Source organism: Halobacillus salinus (assembly GCF_004684905.1).
GTDB classification, from domain to species: domain Bacteria; phylum Bacillota; class Bacilli; order Bacillales; family Halobacillaceae; genus Halobacillus; species Halobacillus salinus.
In genome coordinates this window covers 109,989-135,510 of sequence record NZ_SRJC01000008.1, presented here as the reverse complement: position 1 = coordinate 135,510, position 25,522 = coordinate 109,989, and the positions used below count along the sequence as shown (strand labels likewise).

Sequence of the window (25,522 nt, the reverse complement as noted above, 5' to 3'; positions counted from 1 at the left end):
CAGTCACTCCTGTGGCTCCAGTGGCTCCTGTTGCTCCGGTTGCTCCCGTTACTCCTGTCGCACCAGTTGCTCCGGTGGCTCCCGTTGCTCCAGTTGCACCAGTCACTCCTGTGGCTCCCGTTACTCCTGTCGCTCCTGTTGCTCCGGTTGCTCCAGTTGCACCAGTCACTCCTGTGGCTCCCGTTACTCCTGTCGCTCCAGTTGCTCCGGTTGCTCCAGTTGCACCAGTCACTCCTGTGGCTCCCGTTACTCCTGTCGCTCCAGTTGCTCCGGTTGCTCCAGTTGCACCAGTCACTCCTGTGGCTCCCGTTACTCCTGTCGCTCCAGTTGCTCCGGTTGCTCCAGTTGCACCAGTTACTCCAGTGGCTCCCGTTGCTCCAGTGATCCCAGTTGCTCCAGTTGCTCCCGTTACTCCTGTCGCTCCAGTTGCACCAGTAGCCCCAGTTACTCCTGTTGCTCCAGTTGCTCCTGTGGCGCCGGTTACCCCACTAGGTCCTGTCGGTCCGGTGGCTCCGGTGGCTCCCGTTACACCTGTTGGACCAGTTGGCCCCGTCGCTCCCGTTGTTCCTGTGACCCCGGTTGCTCCGGTTGCTCCTGTGACCCCGGTTGCTCCCGTTGCTCCGGTCGGTCCGGTGGCTCCGGTGGCTCCCGTTACACCTGTTGGACCAGTTGGCCCCGTCGCTCCCGTTACTCCAGTTGTTCCGGTTGCTCCCGTTACACCTGTTGGACCAGTTGGCCCCGTCGCTCCCGTTGCTCCTGTTACTCCTGTTGCACCAGTTACTCCAGTGGCTCCAGTCGCTCCAGTTGCTCCGGTCACTCCACTAAGTCCTGTCGGTCCGGTGGCTCCCGTTGCTCCAGTGGCTCCCGTTACTCCAGTGGCTCCAGTCGCTCCAGTTGCTCCGGTCACTCCGGTTGCACCAGTTACTCCGGTGGCTCCAGTCACTCCTGTTGCTCCAGTGGCTCCGGTGGCTCCGGTTGCTCCCGTTACTCCTGTCGCACCAGTTGCTCCCGTTGCTCCAGTGGCTCCGGTTGCTCCAGTGGCTCCGGTGGCTCCGGTGGCTCCGGTGGCTCCGGTGACTCCGGTTACTCCAGTCGCTCCCGTTACTCCAGTTGTTCCGGTTGCTCCCGTTACACCTGTTGGACCAGTTGGCCCCGTTGATCCCGTTACTCCTGTCGCACCAGTTGCTCCCGTTGCTCCAGTTACTCCAGTGGCTCCTGTTGGTCCGGTTGCACCAGTTGCTCCAGTCGCTCCAGTGGCTCCCGTTGCACCAGTTGGTCCGGTTGGTCCTAATGGATCTACATTTAATAAGGCAACGTCATCTACAAATATCGGACTACTATTAGCTAGAGATAATTTTTGAATGAATAATACTGCGAATGCAGATCCAGTAGGAGCTTTGCTAGTAGTTTGATAGATTTCTATCCAATTTCCAGGCAGAGGAATAGTATTAATGGGAATCTGACTAAATAAGCCCGTACCTAAAGAATTAAAGGAAGAATCATAGTAGTTGATAACTATTACTACTTGAGGACTGGAGAGACTGTTTAGCCTTGCAAATGAGGCGATAAATTCGAAGCTTTCTCCCTGTTTGATTGGGATTGTTTGAGAAATGTAAGAGGTGGAAGTAGTAGACAACAAAGCACTGAAATTGCCTGAATGGCTCCTTAATGAAGACACTGTTGCATTTAATCCCATCCAAGGCGGTAGAGCTCCAGTCTCAAAGCTACCGTTGACCACAATATTTTGAATAGCCATTTATTCACACCCTTTCTTTTTTGACTAAAATCGCCTATTAATTCGTCGTTCATATAGAAAAGCAATTCGATCTAAGTCGAATTGCCTTCACTCTAATCCAAACCAATAATATTCAACGATCTTGTGTTTACTGTGACAGTCAGTAAATTGGTACCCGTTACCGTTACTCTTATTTCATAATTGTGAGCGCCGGCTCCAGGGGTATCCAACCAGGTTAAATTAGGAATATCGCTAAACAATCGTACGATCCCACTTGGTTTATCACCTTCATTACTTTCTGTAACATTAGCAATTATCGACCCATTTCTGTAAAGAACAAAATCTATTGAATAGATGAATGTCGTTGCTAGACCAGCTACAATATCCACTTCTGCCATGGTATCTATTTTTACGGTTTGGCCTAATTCAGTAACTATTGGTACAGATAATATAGATGTTTCAACACCAGTAGTTAGTGATAATGACGTTTCCGTTTGATCGAAACCGAATAAGCTCGATCCTCCAGATGGTCCCGTTGCCCCAGTCGCGCCTATTGGACCTGTAGGACCTGTAGGACCTGTCGCTCCAGTAGGGCCAACTTCTCCAGTCGGACCCGTTGCTCCGGTCACACCTGCGCCAGTCGCACCCGTAGGACCTGTCGCTCCAGCAGGGCCAGTCTCCCCCTTCGGACCCGTTGCTCCGGTCACACCTACACCAGTCGCACCGGTTGGACCAGCAGGACCAGGGGGACCTGTGGGACCGACGATTTCCGGGCAACATTTCTTCAAAATCTCACATAATTTATTCAGGCAATGTTTTCGTCCAAATTTCATAATAAACCTCCCTTTTTATAAAATAATTGTTAATCTGAAGCTAATCTATAATATGTCTTTTAATATATGGTGTTCATGATAAGAAACCATACCATCCCATTTATATCAAAGTTCTACCTTCCTTGATGAATCATTCTCTCCAAATGAAAAACTCCCATTACCCGGTACATTCCGGGCATGGCAGTTTACATACATCTTTCGATCAGCGCAGTTGTTGAAAAACGAAAAGATACTAGTTATCTATTCACTTCTTCGCAATGGGCTGGATCGGATTACCAACAACCGTTTCTTGTGGGGGTACATCCTTCGTAACGACTGCTCCCGCGCCGACAATGGAATTTTCGCCTATTACTATAGCCGGTAGTAAAGTGGCGTTATTACCGATTTTTGCACCTTTTTTTATGATGGGACCTTGAAGTTTGAAATTCCCCATTCCCATGTATTTATCATTGGAAGAAGAGAAGCATGGACCGATGAATACTTCATCTTCGATCACCATATCTGCGGTTATATAAGATCCCGTTTGAATGGTGACCCTTTCTCCTACTGTTGTATTGTTTTCTACCATCGCGTTCCTTCCGACGATACTATCTTCCCCGATGCTCACGTTTTCCCTGATACTAGCTAAGTCCCCGATAAATACGCCTTTTTTCAGATGCGCACCTCTATATAGGACACAATTGCTTCCAACGGTTATTCCATCCGATAGCACCAGTTGAGGTAAATGAAGAGAGGGCTTTCTGGCCATTTTCCTATTTGAACCCGGGATCTTACCTAATACCGTTTGATCGTGGATGTGTACTTGATTTCCAATAACAGTATCCTCTTTTATGATCACATTGTGTCCGATGATAACGTCATCACCTATTGTCACATTCTCTTCGACCACGACGTTCTCTCCAAATGAAACATTATTCCCGATCTTTGCTGATTCATGTATCATGTCTAATCTCCTCATTAATAGGGAATTGCAGCATATCCGTAGTGGAGAAGTTCAATAATGGTAAGTGGATGGGGCGTTTTCTAACACTTGACTCATATAGGGAGAAAATTGTTTCTAAGGCTTTCTTTCCTTCTACTGCATCCATGATTAATGGCGTATCCTTCAGAATAGCATCCGTGAAATTCTGGTACATTCTCAGGTGTTCATCCCTCGTATCACAAAGGTCGTACAGATCATTTACTAAATCCTCGTTGTCTTCAATATAACAATGTTCCAGCCTCTCCAAACTGCTTCCTCCTATGATGATGGACCCTTTTTCACAGAATAAGGAGATCGAATATCCTTGATTACGCGGTTGGGTAATGGTATTCACGTCGATTACCCCTTTAGCTTGGTTTGAAAAATGTATGATGCCTGCCGCAATATCTTCCGTTTCCTTTTCTACAGAAGATTGCCTTTTTGAAATTTCCCCGTAGACCGTTTCGATATCGCCCAATAACCAAACTAATATATCGATTATGTGAATCCCTTGGTTAACAAGCATGCCGCCGTCCTCTTTCCAACTTCCCCTCCAACGTGCTGCGTTATAGTAATCTGCTGATCGGTTTATTCTTGCAGAAACAGATCCCATAAGCGGTACTCCCAGGTCTCCTGAATCTAGAATTTCCTTTATTTTTGAAATCAACGGACGGTACCTGAGCTGGTGGCAGACAAGCACTTTGCTTTTGCTTGTTTCAGATAACTGTATAATCTCATCCGCTTCTCTTATCGATAAAGCTAGTGGCTTTTCAATAATAATGTGTTTTCCTTCGATTAATGCTTCTTTGGCTATGTCCGCATGAAGGCCCGAAATGACTGAGATGATGATCATATCCACCTCTGAATCCAAAATTAGATCTCGATAATCCGGATATTTTTTTACGGTACACGTCCGCTTTATCTTATCTCGATAGCAATCAATGATTTCTTCCATTCTTTTGGGCTGAACGTCGCTCACAGCCAATAAATCCACCGTCTCCAATTGACAAATCGTATCAATATGCTTCCTTGAAATGTATCCACACCCGATTATTCCTACCTTTATCATTCAGACTACCTCCTCACTCTCACGCAATGCCTGAATCACTTCGTCTTGGTCATCCACACTTATAAACGGATCAAGTGGAATGGCGAATAGTGTTTGTGAGAGCATTTCTGCAACAGGGAAGTCACCTTTTACGTAACCTAAATCTTTATAGACCTCTTGCAGATGCAGACAGCATGGATAGTAAACACCTGTTTGTATATTTCTAGAATCAAGATATTCGGTTATTTTTTTCCGATGGTCCGATTTGATACAAAATAGGTGATAGACATGCTGAACGTTTAATGAAGGTTTCGGTACTTGAATGTGCTTCAACTGGAAAAGCTCTTCCCGATACCTTTCACCGTGCAACCTTCTCTTGCGATTCCAACCATCAATATGATCTAAACAAATGAGTAATATGGCCGCATGTAACTCATCGAGCCTGCTGTTATAGCCGATTTGTTCATGGTAGTACTTCGTTCGACTACCATGTACTCGCAATGTACGTACTTTTTCTGCAATCACTGGATCAGACGTAATTACGATCCCACCATCCCCCATAGTTCCTAGGTTCTTTGTAGGAAAAAAGGAAAAGCAAGCAGCATCTCCTAAGCTTCCTACAGGTTCCCCTTTATACTCAGCCCCAAAGGCTTGGCAAGCATCTTCAATGACGACTAATCCATTCTCTTGTGCAATGCGGTTTATTTCATCCATGTCAGCAGACTGTCCGAACAAATGTACAGGCAGAATAGCTTTGGTGGCTTGTGTGATTTTTTCTTTGATGTTTTCAGGAGAAAGGTTGAAAGTTTGTGGGTCTACATCCACGAAAACAGGAGTCGCCCCAACTCTGGTGATGGCTTCTGAAGTCGCAAAAAAGGAAAAAGGAGTGGTGATCACTTCATCTCCTTTTCCAATACCATAGGCGTCAAGCGTGAGTGTTAATGCATCTGTCCCGTTGGCTACAGCAACTGCAAAATCCACCCCCAGTTTTTCTGCAATCCTTCTTTCAAGCTCTTCCACTTTCGGACCTAATATATATTGACCGCTCTTTAACACTCTTCTCATTTCCACTAATAATTCGTCTTCGATTGTTTCAAATTGCTTCTTCAAATTAACTAATGGAATCATTCTGAAGCTCCCTTTACATGTATTCAATTAGTACTTTATTAGGTTATTTCCATCGCCTTTATTTGTGACATGTGTTTGCAAAAACATTGGGGACGGTTCTCCTGTTTGATCAAACAGGAGAACCGTCCCCGACGTAAATGTACTAATTCTGTCACCACTTCATTGATGAAATTGGCGGTCTTATTTACTATACTAGGTATGAATAACTTCATAGAGATGGAGGATGCATGTGACAACGAAGAAAGAATTCAATTACGTTCCTTGGGTTGTCGGCCTATCGATCGCCATCAACGCGATTGTCGTCGCCCTCTTATTCATACCTAAATTCGAACCCCAGACGGGTTTTGACGTGACGATCCTGCCGCTTCTGAATGCAGTGCTGAACTCGTTCACGTTCGTATTTCTATTAGCCGCGCTGTATATGATCATGAAGAAGAATATCGTCTGGCACAAACGCTTCATCTACGCTGCCTTCACGACAACGGCTTTATTCCTCGTATCCTACTTGACTTACCACTCCATGGCGTCGTCGACGTCCTACGGTGGAGAAGGCATCTTGCAGACAATCTATTACTTCATCTTGATCACGCACATCGTACTTGCAGCCGTGATTGTGCCGCTTGCGTTACTGACGTTTGCCCGCGGAATCACGATGAAGGTGGAAAAACACCGCAAGATCGCACGTTGGACGATGCCGCTTTGGCTATATGTCAGCTTGACGGGTGTCATCGTATACTTGATGATTTCGCCTTATTATTGATGCTAGAAAGACTTCCTTTACATGAGGAAGTCTTTTTTTGTGGGTTTGCGTCGGGAGTTTGAGTTGGGGACGGTTCTCGTGTTAGGCAAACACGAGAACCGTCCCCAACGTAAATCCCCAACCTAAATGAAGCCAAACTCCAACCTAAATCCAGCGCACTCCCCCAACCACCATTCATCTCGGCCATCGTACAAGCATATAGTTAGATGGACGAACCTTACCATAGAGAGGGGCCCATAGATGATTTATATCATTTTCTTATTAGCCGCAGCACTTGTCGTCTCAGCAGCGGTTTTTCTAAGCCAATCAGGAGATGTCATCAGCAAGAAATCGTCGCTCAGTGGAGCTGTCGTCGGAACATTTCTCATCGCCGGAGCCACTTCCCTGCCCGAACTGACAACGAGTTTGACCGCTATCTACATCGACAACCCAGACCTTGCCGTCGGAAACATGCTCGGCAGTAATGTCTTCAACCTGCTGATTCTTGCCATGGTGGATGTCGCCTATCGCAAACGCCGCTTCTTCCAACGGATCGATCCGAACCAAAGCATTCCTCCTGCGATTGTTGGACTCTGTTTTCTGCTGATTATCACGGTGGCCCTGTTGTCCCCAAGTTCGCTTCCTCTCTCAGGAATCGGACTCGAAATGTTCATCATCGTTCTGTTTTATATCGTCTATATCCGCTTCCTACCGCACGACCAAGCCGAAGACCAAGACCCCCCGACGAAAAATATGAGCTTGGGTGGCGCCGTCACTTTGTTCATTGTAGCTGCCATCGTCGTATTCTTTGCTGGAAGCATTCTATCACTTGCAGGCGACAGATTAACTGAAGTCTCTGGTCTCGACTCCAGCTTCATCGGTGGATTCTTGATCGCCGCTTCGACTTCTTTGCCTGAGCTCGTGACCGTCCTTGCCGCATTCAAGCTTGCGAACTACAACATGGCAGTCGGCTCGATCCTAGGCAGCAACCTGTTCAACATCAAGCTGCTCGTCTTGACCGACATCCTGTACCGGAAAGGACCGATTTTAGAATCGATCCAAGAAAACCATCTCTACATCGTACTGCTCGGCATTTCGATGACGCTGTTCGTCATCTACCTGCTGCTCAGAAGGCCGCCGATCCGTTCTTCCAATCCAAGGATGTACATGCTGCCCTCGGTGATGATGATTCTGATGTATTTCGTCGTTTCATACCTGTTGTTTCAATCGTAAAAAAAGAGAAACCTGCATAAACGCGCATATTGCTCATAAAGAAAGGACTCCCCGATATCGAGGAGTCCTTTTTCTATTGATTGGATCTGATGTACTAATGTCTAGTGGGACTGCTTTCCTAACGTGAGAACCGTCCCCAAATTAATTCCGCTCAGACTGCTTTCCCAACACGAGAACCGTCCCCAATTTAAATGCACACCCAGATCAAATTCCAGCTGGCCGGCCAAAACACGAGAACCGTCCCCAATCAAAATCCACAATCAAAAACCACGCTCAATCCAACACCGTAATGTCCAGATCTTCGTACATCTTCTTGATGTCTTGATTGACGTTTTCCGTGATCAAGTATGTCAGCTCATTGCTCGGGCAGACGATGTGGTTAGAGATCGTGTCCAGTTTGTCGTTCGTGACCATTCCTACGATTTCCGTCGATATCGATGCAATTTTCTTCTTCACCAAAGCCTCCGACATACTCGGGACGCTGATTCCCATTTGCGGATCGATCTTATAAATTCCCATGATGTACATATCGACTCGCATGCTGTCGAGCGCTTCACATGTGTCGATGCCGAGATTGACCATCGACTGCTTGAACAGCGTCCCTCCTACCATGATGACTTCGACGTCCTCGTGGTTTGCAAATCCCATCGCGATCGGCGGACTGTTGGTAATGACGGTCCCTTTGAACGACAGTGGCAGTTGATGGACCAATTGCAGGTTCGTCGTTCCCCCGTCGATCATCAAGACCATGTCGTCTTTAATTAGCTCCAGTGCTTTTGTCGCCAAATTCGATTTCGTTTCAAAAGAAATACCTTCCCTCGTTGAGAAGTCTTCGACTGGCGGTCCCTTCCTTAATGCTCCGCTATGGACCCGTTTGATGATCCCTTGGTGGTCGAGTTCTTTCAAGTCTCTTCTTATTGTATCCTCGGATACCGATAGCCGCTTGCTCAAATCACTCGCAATGACTTTATGTTCTTCATTCAGAATATCAACAATCAACTGTTGGCGTTCTTGTTTCAACATAAGCGAATAACCCCTCATCTCTATTTTTTTCATTGTAACACAAAAAAGCCCTTCCATTTTTCAGAAAAAAGCAAAAACATGCAAAGAAACCCTTTACATGCGCACAAACATGCATTATTATTATAAAAAAGATGCAAAAACAATAACAAGGAGGCACAAACATGCAAAAGTCAATAACGATATCTCCATCGATCATGTGTGCTGATCTCTGCAATCTAGAACAAGATGTAAAAGAAATAGAAAAAGAAGGATTAGATACGCTTCATATAGATGTCATCGATTCATCCTTCAGCCCGAGCATGCCACTCGGACTATCTACCATCGAGCAATTGAGAAAAGTGACGGATATGAAATTCGACGTCCACATCATGTCGAACGACAATGAATTCTTCATCCAAGAGATGCTGAACATCGGCGTCGATCAGATCACATTCCATATCGAAACGACATCCCACGTGGATCGTTACATCAACATGATCAAGAAGAATGACACGAAAGTCGGCATCGCACTGAACCCGGCAACGCCACTATCGGTTCTCGACTATGTCCTACCGCAGTGTGACACGGTCCTCTTGATGCTGATCAACCCAGGATTTGCGACAGATAAGAATGAACAGCAAGTCTCCTATTCCCTTCAAAAAGTAGAAGACCTCGCTGCCTTGATCAAATCCAAAGGCCTCGACACTCAAATCGAAGTCGACGGACGCGTATCGCTCGAATCCGTATCCGGACTTGTCAGTGCCGGCGCAGACATTCTAGTCGCAGGAAGCACGAGTTTATTCCGAAAAGAAAACAGCCTATCTACCAATAAAGAGTTGATGGAACAAGCCATCACAAAGGGATTACAAGAGGAGGCAAAAGTATGAGCAACTACAACAAAGCAACGAAAATTTTGACCGAAGAGATCCAAGCGACCTTGACCAACGTCAAAGGGGAGGAAGTCGAAGCGTTGATCGAAGCCATCAACAAAGCGGATAAAGTATTTTTCGTCGGAGTCGGTAGAGTGTTGCTATCTTTACAAGCGATTGCGAAAAGGCTAGCTCACATCGGAGTTCAGACATACGTAGTCGGGCAGATCACAGAGCCTGCCATCACAGACAAAGACTTGCTCATCGTCGGATCCGGAAGCGGAGAAACGCAGTTCCCATTAATCATCGCGAACAAAGCGAAGCAATACAACGCAACGGTCGCCCATATCGGCACGAACCCGGAAAGTTCCATGAGCCAGTACGCAGACTTATTCGTCCGACTCCCGATCGGCTCGAAAGAAGTCACACCGGAAACGGTCGAATCGAAACAGCCGATGAAGAGCCTTTTCGAACAGAGCCTGCTATTGCTCGGTGACTCGATCGCCCTCATGATGGTGGATAACAAGAATATCGAGTTGAATTCACTTTGGGAATACCACGCGAACTTGGAGTAAGGGGGATAAAAATGAAAGCGCTACATTTTGGTGCAGGCAATATCGGAAAAGGATTGATCGGATATGTGTTGAATCAATCAGGGTACCGCATCACTTTTGTCGATGTAGATCAACGTACCATCGAGCAGTTCAACAGTCAGAACAGCTATACCTTCGAAGTGCTTGATGAAAATCGCACCGTCGAAACGGTCTCCCCTGTCGACGCTATTCACAGCCGTTCGGAGGATGAGGTCCTAGCAGCTATCCAAGATGCCGATCTCATCACCACCTCCGTCGGTGCCGGCAACTTGGCCAAAATAGCCCCCGCCCTAGCCACGGGGCTGCTGGAACGGGCAGCTGCAGATCGTCCGGAGATCGATGTCATCGCGAACGAAAACATGATCAACGCTTCTTCCGCCTTACAAAAAGAGATCGACCAGCTTCTTACCGAAAGCGAGCGCGACACGATCCATTCCCGTACAGGGTTCCCGAATACCGCGATCGACCGCCTCTCCCTTTCCGAGGAAGGCGTCACACAAGTCGAACCTTATTATGAGTGGATCATCGAAGAGCCTGCGGTGCTCAACCGAGACCTCCCGCGCCTTGAAGGTGCCACCTATGTAGAAGATTTGGAGCCCTTCATCGAACGGAAGCTATACATCGTCAATCTCGGACACGCCGTAACGGCATACGCCGCCAGCCTTCAAGGCTATGCTACAATTCAAAGTGCCTTAAAAGAAACGCAGATGGAAGAATTCTTACGAAAAGCGCTCCAGGAAGCCGCCGAATACAGCATTCAGTTCCACGGCTTCGGAGCAGATGAGATGAACACATTCATCGACAAGACCATCAAACGATTCCAAAATGACAACGTCCGTGATCCAGTCTTCCGCGTCGGCAGAGCGCCGATCCGCAAGCTGGGACATGACGAGAGATTGATCAAACCGACGAGGACACTGTTCGAACGGGGACTTCCCGTCGAGAACCTCGTGACAGCAATAGCTGCCGCTTTTCTTTTCGACAACCCAGAAGATGACGAGTCCGTCACCCTCAAGGCATATATCAGCAAGTACGGAATCAACAATGCCGTGACCCATTTCACTGGCATCGAAGATCCAAGCTTACAAAAGAAAATCGTCGACCGTTATCACAACTGGAATGAAAGCCACTCCTTACAACCTACAAACGAAAGGTGAGATTGATATGTTAGCTGAGCATTTAGAAGGAAACATCCGCTTTTTACAATCCGTAGATTCTTGGGAGGACGGTATCCAAGAAGCCGCTGCTCCCCTTTTGAAAAATGGTTCGATCACGTCTGCGTACGTGGATGATATGATCCAGAACGTCCATACGAACGGACCGTATATCGTCATCGTACCTGGTATCGCGATGCCGCACGCGAAGAACGAAGGCGGCGTGAACTCAACCGGCGTCTCTTACTTGCAGTTGGAGCAACCTGTCGTCTTCCCTCAAAACAAAGAGGTGAAAACATTCTTCGTACTGGCCGCTGAAGACAGCGATGGCCACCTGGACTTGATCTCGGACCTCTCCTCGGTCCTGATGGAGGATGAAATCCAGGACAAGCTCGAAGCGTCGACAAGTGAACAAGAGGTGCTGGACGCCATCAAGATGGCGGAGTAAGAACGGTTTCGTCTTTTGTCATAGCAAAATGAAATGATCCAAAGAAAGGGATGAGAAGAGATGGCGAATTCTGCACAAGCAACGGATAATGTTGTAGAGATGCAACAGCCTTCTACACGCGCGAAAGTACAGGCATTCGGGGGCTTCCTTACCAATATGGTCCTGCCGAATATCGGTGCTTTCATCGCCTGGGGTTTATTGACCGCTTTATTCATACCGAGTGGCTGGATTCCGAACGAAGAACTGGCCCAAATCGTCGGACCAGCAATCAACTACCTGCTTCCACTGCTCCTTGCAATCACCGGAGGCCGGATGGTCGGAGGACAACGTGGTGCCGTCATGGGTGCCATCGGAGCGATCGGACTGATCGTCGGCTCTGATATTCCGATGTTCTTAGGTGCCATGGTCATCGGTCCTGCCGGTGGATGGGTAATCAAGAAGTTCGACAAGCTGATTGAAAATAGGATCCCAGCTGGATTTGAAATGATCGTGAACAACTTCTCGATCGGGATTCTCGGATTCATTTTGATGATACTATCTTTCTACTTCATCGGACCAACGATCGAAGCAGCGAACAATCTCGTAACGGCTGCCATCGAAGCGCTAGTCGCAACAGGTCTACTACCTTTGTTGTCTCTGATCAACGAACCAGCCAAGGTATTGTTCCTGAACAACGTCATCGACCAAGGAATCTATTATCCACTAGGCATGCAGGCTACTGCAGAAGCTGGTAAGTCCATCTACTTCACGGTAGCATCAAACCCTGGACCAGGTCTTGGATTACTTGTGGCATTCACCTTCTTCGGGAAAAAGACGGCAAGACGTACAGCACCAGGCGCGATGATCATCCACTTCGTCGGCGGTATCCATGAACTGTACTTCCCTTACGTATTGATGAAACCCCTTACAATCATCGGGATGATCCTCGGTGGTATGTCCGGTATCGCCGTGTTCAGCCTGTTCGATGCTGGCCTTGTCGCAGGCCCAAGCCCAGGCTCGATCATCGCCTACCTTGGCCTGACACCGAAGGGAAGCTTCGTCGGAATCATCGCCGGTGTCCTGGCCGGAGCAATTGTCACCTTCCTTGTTACGTCTGTCATTCTGAAAATGGATAAGAGCTCAGAGGAAACGGACGAACTTGCAAGCTCCGTAGAAAAAACGAAGAGCATGAAGCAAGAAGGCAAGCAAGTCTCTAAATCTACTAGCAACACGAAACAAGCAGCTAGCAAGAAAATCGACACCGTCTCTTTCGCCTGTGATGCAGGAGCCGGAAGCAGTGCCCTCGGTGCTACCACATTCCGTAAGAAGCTGAAGAAACGCGGAATCGAAGACATCGAAGTGAAGCACTACCGAATCGAAGATGTGCCGGATCACTCGGATGTAGTCGTCGTCCATGCGGACCTCGTGGACAGAGCGAAAATGTCGCACAACGACAAAGAGATCATCACGATCGAAAACTACATCAACGACCCGAACCTCGACCCACTACTCGACCGACTAGAAAACCAATAAACCGAAAAGAGCCGCTCCAGTTGGAGGGGCTCTTTTTTTGTTGGGGACGGTTCTCGCGTTTGGAGATTTGCGCTAGGGACGGTTCTCGTGCTTCGAATGGAACGTCAGAACCGTCCCCGATTCAAATGCATTCAAAAAAAGAACCCCCAACCGCTTGGAGGTTCCTCTACACATCACGACTTCTGATAGAACTTGTAGATCATATAGAACCCTAAACAGGCAAGCAGTCCTCCAACCAAGAGAATCGACGTGATCATCACAGCATCCATACTTTCCCTCCTTCACCACAGCCTTAGATATGTTATTATTTTCCACATAGTACATGTACGTTTCTAGTTAACGATTCGTTTCAAATGAAAACACAAACCGAAGATACATATTATGGTAAACTGTACATATTCCATTTAATAGAAAATACAAAGCAGACCGGAAGGAGATTATATGAAAAAAATCGTTTATTTTCTTATCGTGATCTTAGCCGTCTTAAGCGCATGTTCAGAAGCAGACTCAGAGAACACGTACACTGTTGAAGATGCAGAGGAAAACGGGGATGTGATCGTAAAGCACCAGTCCGAAGACTTTGAACAGATCAGACAAGGGGCGCTCGAAGTCGAGAACATCGAGAAGATGAATACACTCCTTGAAAAAGTGGACAATGCAGAGGATTACAGCGTAGACGTATCGATTTTCAATCCGAACAACACGCATTATAAGAACACATTCACTGCGGATGGCCAGAATATCACGTTCGAGAATAACTACGAGGGCTACAGACAGTCGCCAGCGGGCACTTACACCTGTCGCTTCATCCAGAAACGCGGTCACATTATCTACCTGAGCAAGTGTGAATCGGAAGAAGGCGAAGAATATTCTACGATGGTCGCTTTCATCGGAACGGAAGAAGCGTTCAGGGAAGCGGAGTGAGTAATACTTCCACCTAAAAAAGCCTGAATCCAATACAGGATTCAGGCTATTATCATTAATACAGAGGGGTACAGTAGAATAAATACGGTGGCATTTGGCCACGGACGATCTTGTTGTAAAGCCTCTGAATTTCCAATGTGACTTCCCCAGGTTCCCCTTTCCCTATCCGCCTTCGATCCACTTCTATAATTGGTTTAATTCCAATAGCAGTCCCGGTCAAGAATATTTCGTCTGCCTCATATAACTCAACCCTTGCAATGCTTTTTTCCGATATTGGTATCCTTAACTCTTCCATTAAGATTTCAGCAACCGTATCACGAGTTATTCCCGGAAGAATATCATCAGCTATCGGAGGGGTAAAAACCTCCCCACCCCGAACTATAAATATATTCTCAGCAGCGCCTTCACTGACATGACCCTCCTCTGTCAAAAAGACAGCTTCATCATAACCGTTTAAAGCCGCCTCCTGGATAGCCAACCCTGAGTTCATGTAACCTGCAGTAGATTTAGCTTGAGGAGGGATCATATTACTTCCCATTCTTGTCCAAGAGGAAATACCTACCTTTAAAGAGGGTTTCGGTTCATAATCTATATAATCCGCGTAGATAGCGAGGTGATTGTAGGGGTCTTGTAATTCAGGCCGTAAAGTATTACCACCTTTGAAACAAATGGGACGTATATAAACATCTTGAGTAGTCCGGTTCATCAGAAGCAATTGTTTGGTAATGTAAGATAATTGATCTACAGAATAGGGGATTTGAATAGACAATGCTTTCCCGGACCGATGGAATCTTTCAAAGTGGTCTTCTAACCTGAATATATACAACTGGTTTTTGTCCTCGTTCCAGAAAGCACGGATTCCATCTATACAACCCAACCCATAATTGAGCCCTTTATTCTTTACGCTCACACTTAGGGTTCTCTCATCCACAAAATGAGTTCTATCAAACATGAAAGCCAATACTTTCACACCCTTTTTATAACACTATACGTGAGAAGCGTTCGATTATACGAGTCTACCTTTAAGAATTCTCAATCACTCCAAGAACCTACTCGCTCCCTTCCTCAAACTCATTCGTAAAATCATGAACCAGCTCTCCGTCTTCCCAGTAATACCACCCCATATAATCCGCAGCATCCCCATCCACCGTGTAGCCGATCGTAACGTGGTTTCGCTTATGCTTTTTCCCATATTCCTTTTCTTCTATGAACTCGATTGTAAATTGCTCTGACCCGGTTCTCTCTGCGATTTCAGCTTGAGCTGCCTTTTCCAGTTCTGCATCACCGATGAAAAGAACGAAGAACCACACGATTCCGATTAACGATAGAAGGACCGCGGCCGCACTGAAAAATATGTAGTTTCTATTTTCGCTTCTGAACATTCCACCACGCTTCCTTTCCGGTTTATGGTATCCCAATAGTCTTTGAGGTTTTCCCTTCCTATTAACAATCGTTCTATAAAAAAATACCGCCAACACCATGTTGCCGGTATAGAGGAATTTCCTGAGAGAATGGTGATATAGTAGAGGGGATGTTACACGATTTTGTCCGTATCGGATTTCTTCATGACATGTCCTAGCGCAATCAGCGTTACAAGATCCAACGCGTTTTCAAGCATAGCGCTGTCCACTTGAACCCCCAACTGCTCAAGGCCTTGCACCACTAAGGCGGATACGAGAAAAATAACCCTCGGCTTTTCTCTGACAAAGGCCAGTACTTTCTGGAACACACTCTCCCTCCTCTCCCTATGCTCTCTATTAAAAAAGCATATATTCATATATATGTTGGTAGATAGGAGAGGGTGCTCTATTTGTAGCTAGAATTCTAATCTATTCATGAAAATTCAAGTATACGCCTCAAATCTTGATCGGCCCCGTATCGATCGATCAACGTACTTCTCTTTTCGGACCATTCCCTTTGTGACCCTTGAAAAATAGGCTTTCTCTCAGCGAACAAGAGGAATTCATCGCTCAGCTTCTTCAGTTCGTACCAGTCATGGCTGATGTAAAGGAGCGTCCGTCCTTCCTGATGGAGCTGCTTCAACCAGGCGAGGATGTCCTCTTTCGCGGCAAGATCGACGCCTGCCGTCGGTTCATCCAACAGGCAGATGCGCGGATTGCGCATCAAGCCGACACACAAGTTCACCTTGCGCCTCCAGCCACCCGACAGCTGATCGACACGCTGACTGTACACTTCATCGAGCCGGAGCATCCGGATCATTTTTTGCAAAAAGTCTTCATCGACTTTCTTCTTCTCTAATTTCCTCCAAAACGCAATCTGCTCTTTGACAGTCAGCTCTTCGTACAGCGCAATATCCTGGGGCACGTAGCCGATCTCGGTCCGGAGGCGACGGACGACTTTCCCATAAGGCTTTCCGTCAAACGAAAGCTTCCCGCTCGTCGGCTTGTCGAGAGAAGCGACCAACTTCAGAAACGTCGACTTGCCGGCCCCGTTCGGACCGATGATGCCGACCGAACTACCTTCGCGAATCGTGAGCGTGAACGGTTCGAGCACTTCTTTACTTCGGTACGTTTTCGATACGTTGTCTAAATGGATCATCCTAATCCCCCTCTCCCAACGAGCCAGCTATGCGGCCAGATTCCCGTGATGCCAGTGCTTGTCACCGTAAGCAGGAACGAGGCGAGTGCGAGCAACACCAATACCGGCACCATCCACCGCTTCCGTCCTGTTCCCATGAACAGACACCACGTCACCAGTAATGTGATGGCAAAAACGATCAGGCTGCGGACCAGCCATGCCTGCACGAGCACTTGCGTGATGTCCGCCAAGTAAAACAACGCGCCTAACCCGAGCAGGAAGCTCCCCGCTCCGACCAGACAGAACAAGACGAAATGACTGGCGAAGTAGCGCACCGTCGTCTGTTGAATCAACCTGATCCGCTGCAGTCGCCCCTCTTTTTCATCCGCGATCAATTCCCTTAGAAAGAAGATCCCCAACACCCATCCGTACAAAAAGAACAACTGGATCGCCATCACGTGCCACGCAGCGAGCTTCGGCACTTCCACGTCTGGATTGTCAGGCGAACGCTCCGTGAAATCCATCTGGAAGAGCGGTGCCGGCTCCCAGAACGAATCGGAATACGCGAACGCTTCGTCAAAATCTTCGTCGATCGCATTCGCCGCTTTGGCGTTCAGCGCAAGCCGCATCACTTCTGCGCCAATCGCTTCTTTTGCATACACATCGAACAGGGCTTCATCACTGCGGACCCATGTAACGACGTCCCGTACGTCCCCGTCGTTCAGCGCCTCTTGCAGTCCGTCCTCCAGGATGAACGCCGCTTCCATCGTCCCTTTTCGCACAGCGTCCTCCGCTTCCCCTGCTTCCATCTCTGTAAAACGAAGCCGCTCGGCACCTCGCGTCCGCTCAAGAATCGTTTCCGAATAGTCGCTATTATCCTCATCGACAATCGCGATCGGTACCGCTGTCTCTTCTGCTGTATTCTCAAAAACCGGATACAACAAAAGCGTCGCAAGCAGTGGGAAACAGAACAACAGCAAGGAAAGGAACGGGCGCTTCTTCCATTTATTCAGATGTAAAGATAGATACGTAAGCATCCCGTTTCTCCTTCCATAAAGCGATCGATAACGCCAAACCGTTCAGCCCGATGCCCCACAACGCGAGTCCGAGCAAATGGCCACGCTCTTCCCGCTCGAGCAGCGCCGAACGGAACACGTCATACGTTAAGCCATACGGATTCCAGGCGACCGACAGCCATTCCGGCAAATAAAGGCTTGGCACCCAGGCACCGGCGCTGAGGAGGCCGATGACCGAGATAATGAGGAATACGAGGAACCGGAGACCGGCTGGTGTGTTAAGTGCGTAGAGGAAACTTGCCAAGGAAGTAGCCCATAAAGCGATCAGGACAACTCCGAGGTGAAGCGTGATGGATAACGTCAAGACTTCGGTCTGAGACAATGCCAGAACCATCAATTCGAGCACGCCGAACGTGACCAGCCACCATTTCACCTGTTTGATCCCCACCCAATGCACGAAGGTGACATCGACCATCCTCCATCGTTCGAGCAGCGATCCGGATTCCTTTTTCCCATCAAGCATCTGGTAGATTGCAAGGAACAAAAAGAGGAACGTCATCAGCACGGCAAGGTACGCATGTTTCTCCCAGCCGATGTTTGCACCCGTCGTTACGGTTTCTTCAGAAAATAGATCGCCGCGGTCGAGTGCGAAGAGGGTATAGGTGATGATTGCTTCCTGGAGCCGGCTGTTCCGTTCATCCTCCGACAAATTGCGGATATGTAAATCGTAGACGGTGTTGACCGCACTCTGGGATGCGGAGATGTAGTTCGCGCCGCTTTCCAACAGCACCTTGAGCATCGTTGCATCGAGCGAATCGTCTTCATTCGTCATCACAGAAATCGGATCATTTTCCCCGATCATGAGGCTTGCCGTGAAGCCTTCCGGAATCGTCATGACGCCAGCGAGTTCCCCTTTTTCAAAAGCTTGTTCCGCTTCTTCAGCTTCTAGCGGGATGAGGTCGAGCGCCTGGCTCAGCCTCTCCTCTTCGGAAAGCTGATTGATGAGCGCATTCGTTTGGAACGTATCATCTTCGTCGACGACCGCTGCCCGGACGGGTTCGGCTCCTTCTTCTACAACACTTTGCAGTACCAAGACGACAAGTCCGATGATAATAAGTGGTATACCTATGGATAAAAAAAGAGGGGCAGGCCGTTTAACAGCTGCCCTCATTTCGTAACGCCATAATGAGAACCCATTCATACGACCCGCCTCCTATCTTGCCTTATGTTATTCATTGATTTAGAAACCGCCAAGACCACCGAGGCCGCCCATCATAGAGCTGATGTGCTGCTGGAAGTTCATTTGTACTTCCGAGCCGATCTGTGCCATTTCTTCATCTGTTACGTCCATCAGTTGGACGGTGTTGTCTTCCGCTAAAGCAGGGAATTCCAGGTCGTCCGTGAACGTCAACGCGTTCTCGAAGTTGAACTCGAGATCTGCAGCCATGGTACCCATGTTCGGATCATCCATGCTCAAGCTAAGACCGACATTCGTCGTCTGGATGACTTGGTCGTCGCCATCTTGCTCAGAAGTCGTGTTCACGAATCCGGATACGGAAGGCATCGCTTGCTGTTGGAATGCTTCCCCTTCCAGCTGCAACTCGAAGTCCGTGTCCATGCTACCTTCTTTATAAACAGAATTCAGAAGCAAGTTCGCCGTGAAATTGTCCTGTTCAAGGTCAGATGTCACGCCAATCGTGTAATCTACGTTAAGGGAGTCGTCTTTCTCTTCCCCTTTTTCTTCATATTTAACCGTGATGCTTTCTTCCTTGCTTTCAGGAGATACGTTCACTTGGAAAGCAGACGTGTACTTGCTGTCACTTTCTGTTGTGTAGTCATTGGCCATTTCGACCGCAATGACTTCTTCGTCTTCTCCAGTAAGGTTCATGTTCCACGTCTGGTGAGCGACGATATCGTCTTTGATGTACGCTTCGCCAGTGATACCACCAGGGATTTTGACTTCATCGATATTCTCGATCGCTTTATCCAAGTCCGCCTGCAGATCTTCGACACCAGCAACGCCTTCTACATTGCCTTGCATCGCAGACTGCTGCTCAAGCATATCTTGGATGCGCTCATCGTCTTTGATTTTTTCAAGAAGGGTCACGAGCATCTGCTTCGCTTCTTCTTCGCTGACTTCGATCGTCACTTTATCGTACGACTCGCCATCATACTCGCCGTCTGATAGAGAGAACTGATCTTGGTTCAGCTCTTTGCCCATTGCGACCGCATAGTCCTTCAGCATTTCTTCCGCTTCTTCCTGCGACATTTGAGACTGCGCATACTCTACGAAGTTCGGCATTTCCTCTAATCCTTCGGAAGACTCTCCGAATTTCTCCATCACAGCACCCAATTGATCGTTGCCAAGCGCGAAATACTTGTCGTAGACGAATGGAGCCTGTGCAGCGAACGTCTCTTCATTTTGATAAAAACTTCCGTTCGCAATGCTGTTGCCTTGCATGTTGAGGTCCATCGCGCCGTAAAGCTCTTTGGATTCCGGATTGTACTTACTGTCCAAGTCCACCTGAACTTGAGACAACAGCCCTTGAACCAAGGCCACTTGCGGCACCATCTGCTGAATCTGATCTCCTTGGATATTCATATCCATCGTCAGCTTGCCTTCTGATTTATACGCTTCCTCCAACTGACGCTCTCTTAGCTCTGTCTGAGGTTCTGTGTAATCAGACATACGCTCGGTCTGTTCATCGACCGTATTCTTCAGAGCATCTAAGTACATGACCATCGGGTTCGTTTCCTTCAGTACAGCATATCCTGTACCTCCGATTGCTGCGACGCCTACTACGATCAAGGCGATCAGCAACCACTTGTTCATCCCCTTTTTCTTCGGTTGCTCACTCATAGATCTCTCCCTTTCTAAATAAACTGTTCTCCCTACCTATACGTAACAGACTGGAAGAAAAGTTTCATATTATCCAAGTTTTGTTTTTTACAAACCTTTTCCATTATACAATGATGACTGGTCTATTCCTACAGGAAATAAGGAAAAAAATCCATTTTTGGTTGGTCTTTTTGGAGGGGCTGGTAAGGGGATTACGGCTAGGGGTTTTGAATCAGTGCTTTTGATTTGGCGCTTTTTTGATTTGGGGACGGTTCTCGTGTTTGTTAAACACGAGAACCGTCCCCAACTTAAATCCAGCTAAAGCTTCGGATTGCGCTTCCTCAATTCTGCCAGAAACGCTTCTTTATCTTTTGGCGAGATCTTCACACTTCCGAACAACCCATCATTGTAATGGATTTCGATCGCATCTCTAGACGACAACAGCCTATAGCCCGTTAGGATGTCCCTCGTGTCCGTTACTTTCGTAATCCGACCGAACGGAATTTGCGTTCGGAACGGACCGCCTTTCACACACAAACAATCCGATTTCAATTCATAGGCAACAGAAAATCCGCACCACAATACAAAGCTCGCCATCGCCACAAACAGCACACTGATCAACAAGACTTGTCGTTCCAACTCCTCTCCCAGAAACAAAGGAAAAAAGGACGCCAACCCGATCACCGAAACGATCAACACCATGAGCAAGACAAACAATCGGTCGACTTTAGAACGATAAACCATCCGTGCCCCCTCCCTAATATTTCGAACTAAAACGTATGGTATATTATGTATAATACTAGATTCACCACCATCTTGGAAATGATAACCAGTAAAGGATGTGCTCATATGGACAAAGATAAAATGACAGAAGCTGAAAAATGGCAAGAAATCGAACGACTCCAGAAAATAGAAAAGAAACAGAGAGAGGTTCTCAACCAACTGAAAGGCGATCAACCAGACCGCATCCGCACCGATGGAAACGGAAAAGTGATCATCGAAGAATAGGAATGGGACGGTTCTCGTGTTTCACCAAACACGAGAACCGTCCCCAACTTAAACCCAGCTCAAGCCCAATTCAAATCCAGCTTAAATTCAACTCGAAGCCTCAATCCGCCTGACCTAGCTCAAACTCCATCCGGTCAATGTTATTCGATCCCTGCACATACCATTGATACGCCTTCTCCCAGTTTTCCCGCTCAAATTGATGCGCCTGCTCAAAGTAGCCGATTGTTTCATCAAGCCACGCAGCTAAGTCCTCGTACCCTTCCTCAGAAAGCTGCTTTTCAAATGGTTCCAAGATTACTAACTGAGTTTCGATTCCACGCTGCAGATGTGCCCAGCCTTCTCCGTTCACTACACTCTCGCGGTTTTGCTTCGACAAGTCTTCGAGCGGTTCCATCCGGAATGCCGTATTGTATCCTTCCACCGTCCACTTGTGTTGGCTGCTAGAGTCGATTTCCGACCTCAATAGCCCCAAAACTTGCGTTCCATAAGGGACAATTTCTTTTATATCCTTATAATCATATGTCCCTGTCAAGGAATGAGAGTCTTCATCAAACACTAGTCCATTCCCATAAGCCACTACCGGAAAATCCGGATGGTACATGATACCTAACTTCTCTTTCGCCTCTTCATCGGTCAAACGCCCTTCCGTTGGCAGTTCGTAATCGGTCAGCGTCACAGCGAACTGTTCATAGTCGCTGTCGGAAAAAGCAGACTCCTTCATCACGACTTCATTCTCGACAACCTTCTCGTGTGACCCACCTGATGCCGTGTTGAACTCCGCTTGGGTCAAGACAAAACTGAGGACGAGCACAATGCAAAGCGACGCCCCGACCATGATCGGACGAAAGATGTTCTTCTTTTTCTTTTCTTCCATTCCATCTACAATCTTGTTTCGTATATTCCGTTTCACTTCATCACTATAATAGCTGTCCAATGCTTTTCGGGATCTCTTCAACCGCTCATCCATGGTCCAGCCCCTCCTTTTGGAGAATTTCTTTCAATATCGCCCGGCCTCTCGTCAGCCTCGTTTTCACCGTGTTCTCATTGAGCCCAAGCGCATCCTTGATTTCGTCTATCTTCAAATCTTGAAAGTAATAGAAATAGATGACCTCGCGATACTTCTGCTTCATCGAAAGTACAGCCTCGAGCACCTCGTCCTTCTTTTCTTGCTCGACGACTTCGGTTTCGACACTTGCGCCCTTCAGCTTGTTCTCGAACTTCTCAATAGAGAGCTTCAGCGTATGGAAACTTTTCTTTTTGATGTAATCTTTCGCCGTGTTCACCGTGATTTTCAGAACCCACGTCTTCGGTGACGCGTCCTCACGGAACTTGTGCAGGTGCCGGTAGCACTTGAGGAAAACATCCTGCGTAATGTCCTCCGCTAGCCCCTGATCTTTCACATAGGAGTACGCAAGTAAATAAACCTGTTTGGAGTAGTTGTTCATGAATTCATGTATGAGTTGGTCTTTGTCTATTTCTTCGTTCGTTGCGGGAAGTGATTCAAATTCCATACGCGGCCCCCTTTCTACCTTCCATTACCCTTACAGACTAAAGGTTCTGTCAAAATGTTTCATTTTTCTCAAAAATAAGACCTATTGATAGCGAGGAGCATATCCAAAAGTGTCTATTCTGACTTGCACCGGTAAAGTCCAATGCGACTCAAAAATTTTTTTGAAAATATAAAACTATCCACTTACCTTTAACGACTATATAGTCAGAACAGTAAATAAGGAGCAGCTATGAACAAGGAAAAACGCTTAATCAGAGACATACAGAAACAAGCAAATAAGAAAAGCGCCGATGAGTTGATCCAATCTTATTACAGGGAAATGTTCGCCTATGCATTCAAGCAGCTATATGAGAAAGAACTTGCAAAAGATATTACACAAGAGATTTTCATAAGTATGTTGAAGAGCATACACCGCTTTGACGGACGCGCTTCTTTCAGGACTTGGTTATACCAGATTGCTAAATCCCGCATTGTGGATTATTACAGATCCAAGCATTACAAACAAAAAAATCAAGGTATTCCCTTGCAAGAAGAAATCCTGATGGAACCGAGTAGTTTCACAGCTAACTTGGAAACCCGGGAGGAAGCACAACGAGCGTTAGATGTTCTGAGCACTTTTGAAAAGGAGACAGAGATGATTGTAAGAATGAAGCTACTTGGGGAGCGCACTTTCGAGGATATTAGTGTTGAGATTGATCAAAATGAATCGACAGTCAAATCGAAGTATTACCGAGCTATAGGAAAACTCAGAGAACAATTGAAGGAGGAGCTTTGAATTGGAGAGAGACCGCATTCCTTACCCGAACCAAAAAGAGATGAAATATCAAATTGATAGGATTATAGAAGAAGGATTACCCTCAAAGAAAAGTTCTTTTTCCAGCTTTTTTACCATCATAAAGGAAGTAGGGTGGAAACATGTATTTCGTGACTCAGCAGAAATCTTGTTTACGCTCATCACGGCTATCATGATCATACTTGGTTCCCTTACCTTGACTAGCAGCTGGATACCTTGGGATGAGTGGAATATCTATGCCGTTTCGTTCACCTTATCTCCAGTCTTATATGGTGTCCTAGTTTATTTTTTCTTTATCCAGAAACAAAATCATCCGACATTCGAAGTGGAGATGGTCTGTAAGTATGACGTAACGACCTTAGCAGCATTGCGTATGTTTGTATTCAGTCTACTGGCCATGATTATGGATGGATTCGTTCTTATATTGCTGTCTTTGCAATCTGACTTTAACGTCTTGTTTGCTTTGTTATTGTGCTTCACCTCTCTATTCATTTGCTCGGCAACGTTCCTATCCATTTATCATTTAAGCAGACAAAGCTTCCAGCCAATCACCGTAATCGTTGGATGGGTAGTGTTAAACGTTGTACTCTACAGCTTAGCAGGAGAGACGTATGGAACGCTTATTCAAACAATTCCATATTCTATCTATCTTTTGATTACAATCATTTCTGCCTATTTGTATGTTAAACAACTGTCGAAATTCTTACATCAGTCGAGAGGAGTCGCACAATGTTAGAAGTTCATAACGTAACAAAGAAATACAAATCATTTACTGCTTTAGAAGACATTAACCTCCAATTTGATCATGGCATTTACGGGCTACTCGCTCCTAATGGCGCTGGCAAAACCACCTTGATGAAGATGCTTGTAACACTGACTTTTCCTACTGATGGCGAGATCACCTATCAAGGAGAAGACATCATCAACTTAGGAGAAGATTACCGTGATATTCTTGGGTACCTTCCACAAGATTTCGGATATTATAAATCCTACACGGCAGAAAAGTATTTACTGTACGTTGCTGCTCTAAAAGGACTCAATAAACAGAAAGCAAAACAAAGAATTAGAGAACTGCTTGAAATCGTTGGCCTTCCAAATGTAGCGAAGAAAAAACTCAAAACTTTCTCAGGGGGCATGCTTCAACGTATCGGTATTTGCCAAGCTCTGTTGAATGACCCAAAAGTCGTAATTCTTGATGAGCCTACCGCCGGACTCGACCCGAAAGAACGGGCTAGGTTCAAGCGGTTACTTTCAACTTTAGCTCGTGACAGAATCATCTTACTATCCACCCACATCGTGTCAGATGTTGAGTCTATTGCTAATGAAATAATCATGATTAAGGACAATCGAATACTCTACAGCATGCCTCAGCAAGAACTGAACAAGCTGTTGGAGGAAAGACTGTTTGAAACAACGCTACCATTTTCAGAATTAGAAAAATTCCGAGCCACTCATTCTGTCTTATCAGAAAAACAAGAGAAGAACAAAATGACAGTTCGGTTCGTAGCAACTGAAACCGGACCATGGAATAAAGTGGAGCCAACGTTGGAAGATGTCTTCCTGTATGTATTTGAAGAAGAAACCGAATCATCTGAGGAAATAAAGTATGGTTAAGCATGAGCTATTTAAATCTTTTCGT

Annotated in this window: 28 protein-coding genes; 12 read left to right on the top strand and 16 right to left on the bottom strand. The window is 46.7% G+C overall.

All coding sequences use genetic code 11. From position 1 onward, the window contains the following. From E4663_RS18485 to E4663_RS18465, 5 genes are all read right to left on the bottom strand, one after another. The coding region (locus tag E4663_RS18485; RefSeq protein WP_135328744.1) for an NTTRR-F1 domain at positions 1 to 1,756 on the bottom strand (1,756 nt) is incomplete at its 3' end. Between the two features lie 92 nt (positions 1,757 to 1,848). Further along, complete coding sequence (locus E4663_RS20300) at positions 1,849 to 2,568, bottom strand: hypothetical protein (protein ID WP_277752125.1); 720 nt, start codon at positions 2,566 to 2,568, stop codon at positions 1,849 to 1,851. Positions 2,569 to 2,812: 244 nt separating this feature from the next. Then, entirely contained in the window at positions 2,813 to 3,511 is a 699-nt protein-coding gene (locus E4663_RS18475) for an N-acetyltransferase (protein ID WP_135328743.1), read from the bottom strand. Beyond that, positions 3,501 to 4,598, bottom strand: a complete 1,098-nt coding sequence (locus tag E4663_RS18470; protein ID WP_135328742.1) for a Gfo/Idh/MocA family protein — start codon at positions 4,596 to 4,598, stop codon at positions 3,501 to 3,503. The genes E4663_RS18475 and E4663_RS18470 overlap by 11 nt, the downstream gene beginning before the upstream one ends. Next, on the bottom strand, positions 4,599 to 5,705 hold the full coding sequence (locus tag E4663_RS18465) for a DegT/DnrJ/EryC1/StrS family aminotransferase (RefSeq protein ID WP_135328741.1): 1,107 nt from the start codon (positions 5,703 to 5,705) through the stop codon (positions 4,599 to 4,601). Positions 5,706 to 5,928: 223 nt separating this feature from the next. On the opposite strand from E4663_RS18465, the gene E4663_RS18460 reads away from it, so the two are divergent. Both E4663_RS18460 and E4663_RS18455 read left to right on the top strand, forming a co-directional pair. Beyond that, positions 5,929 to 6,465, top strand: a complete 537-nt coding sequence (locus E4663_RS18460) for a DUF420 domain-containing protein (RefSeq protein WP_135328740.1) — start codon at positions 5,929 to 5,931, stop codon at positions 6,463 to 6,465. 240 nt (positions 6,466 to 6,705) lie between these two features. After that, positions 6,706 to 7,677 carry a sodium:calcium antiporter gene (locus E4663_RS18455; protein WP_135328739.1) on the top strand — a complete coding sequence of 324 codons (972 nt, stop codon included), beginning with the start codon at positions 6,706 to 6,708 and terminating at the stop codon, positions 7,675 to 7,677. A gap of 273 nt (positions 7,678 to 7,950) precedes the next feature. Here E4663_RS18455 and E4663_RS18450 read toward each other — a convergent pair whose 3' ends face one another. Next, the gene (locus E4663_RS18450) at positions 7,951 to 8,700 is read right to left on the bottom strand and encodes a DeoR/GlpR family DNA-binding transcription regulator (protein ID WP_135328738.1); all 750 of its coding nucleotides are present in this window, start codon (positions 8,698 to 8,700) and stop codon (positions 7,951 to 7,953) included. A gap of 161 nt (positions 8,701 to 8,861) precedes the next feature. Between E4663_RS18450 and E4663_RS18445 the strand changes: the two genes are divergently transcribed. From E4663_RS18445 to E4663_RS18420, 6 genes are all read left to right on the top strand, one after another. After that, positions 8,862 to 9,566 carry a ribulose-phosphate 3-epimerase gene (locus E4663_RS18445; protein WP_135328737.1) on the top strand — a complete coding sequence of 235 codons (705 nt, stop codon included), beginning with the start codon at positions 8,862 to 8,864 and terminating at the stop codon, positions 9,564 to 9,566. Continuing rightward, positions 9,563 to 10,123 carry a 6-phospho-3-hexuloisomerase gene (hxlB, locus tag E4663_RS18440; RefSeq protein ID WP_135328736.1) on the top strand — a complete coding sequence of 187 codons (561 nt, stop codon included), beginning with the start codon at positions 9,563 to 9,565 and terminating at the stop codon, positions 10,121 to 10,123. Before E4663_RS18445 ends, hxlB begins: the two co-directional genes overlap by 4 nt. 11 nt (positions 10,124 to 10,134) lie before the next feature. Further along, positions 10,135 to 11,298 (top strand): mannitol-1-phosphate 5-dehydrogenase, encoded by a 1,164-nt coding sequence (locus E4663_RS18435; protein WP_135328735.1) that lies wholly within the window; start codon positions 10,135 to 10,137, stop codon positions 11,296 to 11,298. 7 nt (positions 11,299 to 11,305) lie between these two features. Beyond that, positions 11,306 to 11,743 (top strand): PTS sugar transporter subunit IIA, encoded by a 438-nt coding sequence (locus E4663_RS18430; protein WP_135328746.1) that lies wholly within the window; start codon positions 11,306 to 11,308, stop codon positions 11,741 to 11,743. A gap of 60 nt (positions 11,744 to 11,803) precedes the next feature. Then, on the top strand, positions 11,804 to 13,255 hold the full coding sequence (locus E4663_RS18425; RefSeq protein ID WP_135328734.1) for a PTS mannitol transporter subunit IIBC: 1,452 nt from the start codon (positions 11,804 to 11,806) through the stop codon (positions 13,253 to 13,255). Between the two features lie 441 nt (positions 13,256 to 13,696). Then, positions 13,697 to 14,179 carry a membrane lipoprotein lipid attachment site-containing protein gene (locus E4663_RS18420; protein ID WP_135328733.1) on the top strand — a complete coding sequence of 161 codons (483 nt, stop codon included), beginning with the start codon at positions 13,697 to 13,699 and terminating at the stop codon, positions 14,177 to 14,179. Positions 14,180 to 14,234: 55 nt separating this feature from the next. On the opposite strand, the gene E4663_RS18415 is transcribed toward E4663_RS18420, so the two are convergent. From E4663_RS18415 to E4663_RS18380, 8 genes are all read right to left on the bottom strand, one after another. Continuing rightward, positions 14,235 to 15,131 (bottom strand): branched-chain amino acid transaminase, encoded by an 897-nt coding sequence (locus tag E4663_RS18415; RefSeq protein WP_241657240.1) that lies wholly within the window; start codon positions 15,129 to 15,131, stop codon positions 14,235 to 14,237. A 97-nt stretch (positions 15,132 to 15,228) separates the two neighbouring features. After that, on the bottom strand, positions 15,229 to 15,561 hold the full coding sequence (locus E4663_RS18410) for a hypothetical protein (protein ID WP_135328731.1): 333 nt from the start codon (positions 15,559 to 15,561) through the stop codon (positions 15,229 to 15,231). A 152-nt stretch (positions 15,562 to 15,713) separates the two neighbouring features. Continuing rightward, positions 15,714 to 15,908, bottom strand: a complete 195-nt coding sequence (locus tag E4663_RS18405) for a hypothetical protein (protein ID WP_079478727.1) — start codon at positions 15,906 to 15,908, stop codon at positions 15,714 to 15,716. Positions 15,909 to 16,012: 104 nt separating this feature from the next. Then, positions 16,013 to 16,738, bottom strand: a complete 726-nt coding sequence (locus tag E4663_RS18400; RefSeq protein ID WP_135328730.1) for an ABC transporter ATP-binding protein — start codon at positions 16,736 to 16,738, stop codon at positions 16,013 to 16,015. Next, complete coding sequence (locus tag E4663_RS18395) at positions 16,735 to 17,754, bottom strand: ABC transporter permease (RefSeq protein ID WP_135328729.1); 1,020 nt, start codon at positions 17,752 to 17,754, stop codon at positions 16,735 to 16,737. Before E4663_RS18395 ends, E4663_RS18400 begins: the two co-directional genes overlap by 4 nt. Beyond that, positions 17,723 to 18,934 carry an ABC transporter permease gene (locus E4663_RS18390; RefSeq protein WP_135328728.1) on the bottom strand — a complete coding sequence of 404 codons (1,212 nt, stop codon included), beginning with the start codon at positions 18,932 to 18,934 and terminating at the stop codon, positions 17,723 to 17,725. Before E4663_RS18390 ends, E4663_RS18395 begins: the two co-directional genes overlap by 32 nt. A gap of 39 nt (positions 18,935 to 18,973) precedes the next feature. Continuing rightward, a complete protein-coding gene (locus tag E4663_RS18385) occupies positions 18,974 to 20,593 on the bottom strand; it encodes a DUF6583 family protein (RefSeq protein ID WP_079478724.1) in 1,620 nt (539 codons plus the stop codon). Between the two features lie 297 nt (positions 20,594 to 20,890). Beyond that, positions 20,891 to 21,316 carry a PH domain-containing protein gene (locus E4663_RS18380; protein ID WP_158290541.1) on the bottom strand — a complete coding sequence of 142 codons (426 nt, stop codon included), beginning with the start codon at positions 21,314 to 21,316 and terminating at the stop codon, positions 20,891 to 20,893. A gap of 105 nt (positions 21,317 to 21,421) precedes the next feature. Between E4663_RS18380 and E4663_RS19875 the strand changes: the two genes are divergently transcribed. Beyond that, on the top strand, positions 21,422 to 21,580 hold the full coding sequence (locus tag E4663_RS19875) for a hypothetical protein (protein WP_158290540.1): 159 nt from the start codon (positions 21,422 to 21,424) through the stop codon (positions 21,578 to 21,580). Between the two features lie 100 nt (positions 21,581 to 21,680). Here the strand turns inward: E4663_RS19875 and E4663_RS18375 are convergent, their stop codons facing one another. Both E4663_RS18375 and E4663_RS18370 read right to left on the bottom strand, forming a co-directional pair. Then, positions 21,681 to 22,547 (bottom strand): hypothetical protein, encoded by an 867-nt coding sequence (locus tag E4663_RS18375; RefSeq protein WP_135328726.1) that lies wholly within the window; start codon positions 22,545 to 22,547, stop codon positions 21,681 to 21,683. Next, entirely contained in the window at positions 22,540 to 23,091 is a 552-nt protein-coding gene (locus E4663_RS18370; protein WP_135328725.1) for a sigma-70 family RNA polymerase sigma factor, read from the bottom strand. Before E4663_RS18370 ends, E4663_RS18375 begins: the two co-directional genes overlap by 8 nt. 228 nt (positions 23,092 to 23,319) lie before the next feature. On the opposite strand from E4663_RS18370, the gene E4663_RS18365 reads away from it, so the two are divergent. Genes E4663_RS18365 through E4663_RS18355 form a run of 3 tightly spaced genes read left to right on the top strand, consistent with a single transcriptional unit; the run spans position 23,320 to position 25,497 of the window. Continuing rightward, positions 23,320 to 23,865: an RNA polymerase sigma factor gene (locus tag E4663_RS18365; protein ID WP_135328724.1), complete on the top strand. Its 546-nt coding sequence runs from the start codon at positions 23,320 to 23,322 to the stop codon at positions 23,863 to 23,865. A gap of 1 nt (position 23,866) precedes the next feature. Continuing rightward, a complete protein-coding gene (locus E4663_RS18360; protein ID WP_135328723.1) occupies positions 23,867 to 24,619 on the top strand; it encodes a hypothetical protein in 753 nt (250 codons plus the stop codon). Beyond that, the gene (locus E4663_RS18355; protein WP_135328722.1) at positions 24,613 to 25,497 is read left to right on the top strand and encodes an ABC transporter ATP-binding protein; all 885 of its coding nucleotides are present in this window, start codon (positions 24,613 to 24,615) and stop codon (positions 25,495 to 25,497) included. The genes E4663_RS18360 and E4663_RS18355 overlap by 7 nt, the downstream gene beginning before the upstream one ends. Positions 25,498 to 25,522 lie beyond the last annotated feature (25 nt).